Source organism: Psychroflexus sp. MES1-P1E (genome assembly GCF_002836055.1).
Classification (GTDB): domain Bacteria; phylum Bacteroidota; class Bacteroidia; order Flavobacteriales; family Flavobacteriaceae; genus Psychroflexus.
On the sequence record NZ_PJBS01000246.1, the window covers coordinates 1 to 2,318 of the forward strand.

The window sequence follows — 2,318 nt, forward strand, 5'->3', positions numbered from 1 at the left end:
GAGATTTTACTTGTTTTTTACCACAGTACTTTGTTGGAAACAGTTATTCTACTATATTTCCTCTTTTAATTCATTTCTATTCAAGACATATTCATTCACTTCTTGATGAAATGTTATCCAGTTTGGTACTTTCTCTGACTGCTTTATAAATTCAAAACCTAATTTTTCTAATACCCGATTTGGTGCTTGATTGTCCGATTTCGGTTCGCAATAGAGTTTTCTTAATTCAAAAGTTTTTAAATACAATTGAATAGTTTTTTGTAAAAATTGAAAACCTAAATTCCTTTGCCTAAAAGCTTATTTCTAAAGATGTAGGTGCATAAATGCAGTTTCTCCAAATTTGATTTTGTCAATATTTGAATGACCTACAGGAATGTTGTCTAGAAACCAAAGTAAATAATAGAATTGTTTTTGTTCAAGGTTTTTGTCAATTTCTTCTTTTAATTTTCGGGTCCAATCTTTTGGCTTCAAAAATTTTGTTTTATCTGCACCAAATTTTAATAGTTCAAAATCGGTTAGACTGTACCAATATTTAACAATCAATTCAGCATCTTTATGTTCAAATTGTTTGATTGTAATTTCCATAATCATATTAGTTATTTAGGAATTTTACAAAACTACGTTGGAAAATAGTTTATTAACTATTTTCCATTTGCCATTTATTTTGAAAAGGGATAAGTAGTCATAATAATTAAAGCCTAACATTGGTACGTGTAATTTTACCATTGCAATTTTGCCAAGTATATCTATTCCTACGATTGACATTTTTAAAATTTCTCCTAAATCATTCGGGCTTTTTCTATCTTTAACTGTTTTAATATATTCGTCAACACTTTTAGAATATTCACTTGAATTTATAACTCCATAAATATTTGCATTAACACTAAAACAAGTTTCAAGACTAGAAGTATTGCCATAAAAAATTCCCTCGAAGTATTTATTGATTAAAATTTCTATTTCTTTAATATTGTCTTGATACATTATGACTATTTTTTAGTTACTAAAGATTGTTTTCCGTTAAATCCCCAATTTTCAATTGGTATTTCGTCAATTACTACGTGAGTACTTTTAGGTTTTTTGTTTAAAATACTAACGACCAATTGCGTAGCACCTTCAATTAATAGTCTTTTTTGTTCTTTGGTTACATTTGTATCTGTAACCCTAATGTTTATGTAAGGCATATTTTTTTATTTAAAATTCTTTATTTAATCCCATTTTGAAGTGCTTGATACTGCATACTTTCCTGCACCTAATAAAAATATTACGATTGCACCAAATAGGTATAAGCCTTGTAGTTCAATTCCCCAACCTCCAAATTGATTTAAGGTAAAAATATCCGATGTATGAGCCATTAAAATAGCAACTAACATATTAATAGCTAATGCTAAACTTGCCAATCTTGTTCTCCAACCGATGATTATGAGTATTGGTGCAATTATTTCACCTATAAAAACAGAGTATGCAACAAATTCTGGAATTCCGATACCATTTAATAAACTTTTGATAAATGAATAATTGGAAGTCAAGTTTGCAATTCCGTGGAATAGAATAAGTACGCTAATACTCAATCTTTGTAAAAGTAATCCTGTGTCTTTGTTTTGAAAATTTTCTAAAGTGTTCATATCATTTAATTTTTTAAAATTATTATGATACAAAAGTCAAAAAATGATTGGACTAACCACAGGACTATTGTCACTAATAATTTGTGACAAATGTCACACGTTAAAGAAATTTATTTCAGGAATTTAATCGACTTAATGTTTCTCTACTGACACCTAAATAGGAAGCTATAAGTTTTTTTGGTACTCTTTGAAAAAGCTTTGGATATTGTTCCAGAAGAAATTCATAGCGTTCTTTTGAAGAATTTTTTAATAACGATAAAATTCTGTTTTGAAGTGCTATTCTGCCAAACTTACTTTTCTTCGCCCAAAACCGTTCCATTTTGTGCATTTCTTTAGTGAGTTTTTCTCTGTTTTCATAAGTTATGTACAGCAATTCGCAATCTTCGATGCAGTCTATATTTATTTTTGATTTAGATTGTTTTATAAAGGATTCATAATCTGTTATCCACCAATTTTCCATTCCGAACTGTAAAATATGTTCTTTTCCGCTTTCGTCAAAAAAGTAGCTTTTTAGACAACCTTTCACTATCCAATATTCTTTGTCAGCAATTTCATTTTCTTGTAAAATGTATTGATATTTACGTTTGGTTGTAGTTTCAAAATGGCTCAAGATGAATTCAAACTCTTCGTCTGTCAGCTTAATTATTTCTTCTATATGTTGCTTTAACGGATGTTTCATTTAATTGTTTACAACGG

Annotated in this window: 5 protein-coding genes; all 5 read right to left on the reverse strand. The window is 28.5% G+C overall.

Annotation, left to right across the window (positions count from 1 at the left end):
* Nucleotides 1–303: 303 nt before the first annotated feature.
* Nucleotides 304–585: a hypothetical protein gene (locus CXF67_RS09370; RefSeq protein WP_145990437.1), complete on the reverse strand. Its 282-nt coding sequence runs from the start codon at nt 583–585 to the stop codon at nt 304–306.
* A 24-nt stretch (nt 586–609) separates the two neighbouring features.
* Nucleotides 610–981, reverse strand: coding sequence for a nuclear transport factor 2 family protein (locus CXF67_RS09375; RefSeq protein WP_102088521.1), 372 nt, complete (start codon nt 979–981; stop codon nt 610–612).
* A 5-nt stretch (nt 982–986) separates the two neighbouring features.
* Nucleotides 987–1,181 carry a tautomerase family protein gene (locus CXF67_RS09380; RefSeq protein ID WP_102088522.1) on the reverse strand — a complete coding sequence of 65 codons (195 nt, stop codon included), beginning with the start codon at nt 1,179–1,181 and terminating at the stop codon, nt 987–989.
* Nucleotides 1,182–1,205: 24 nt separating this feature from the next.
* Nucleotides 1,206–1,622 (reverse strand): DoxX family protein, encoded by a 417-nt coding sequence (locus tag CXF67_RS09385; protein WP_102088523.1) that lies wholly within the window; start codon nt 1,620–1,622, stop codon nt 1,206–1,208.
* Between the two features lie 115 nt (nt 1,623–1,737).
* Nucleotides 1,738–2,301, reverse strand: coding sequence for a Crp/Fnr family transcriptional regulator (locus tag CXF67_RS09390; RefSeq protein ID WP_102088524.1), 564 nt, complete (start codon nt 2,299–2,301; stop codon nt 1,738–1,740).
* Nucleotides 2,302–2,318: the final 17 nt, after the last annotated feature.

Coding starts and splice junctions, on each gene's coding strand:
- CXF67_RS09370 (WP_145990437.1), bottom strand. CDS start 585: ATGGAAATTACAATCAAACAATTTGAACATAAAGATGCTGAATTGATT.
- CXF67_RS09380 (WP_102088522.1), bottom strand. CDS start 1,181: ATGCCTTACATAAACATTAGGGTTACAGATACAAATGTAACCAAAGAA.
- CXF67_RS09375 (WP_102088521.1), bottom strand. CDS start 981: ATGTATCAAGACAATATTAAAGAAATAGAAATTTTAATCAATAAATAC.
- CXF67_RS09390 (WP_102088524.1), bottom strand. CDS start 2,301: ATGAAACATCCGTTAAAGCAACATATAGAAGAAATAATTAAGCTGACA.
- CXF67_RS09385 (WP_102088523.1), bottom strand. CDS start 1,622: ATGAACACTTTAGAAAATTTTCAAAACAAAGACACAGGATTACTTTTA.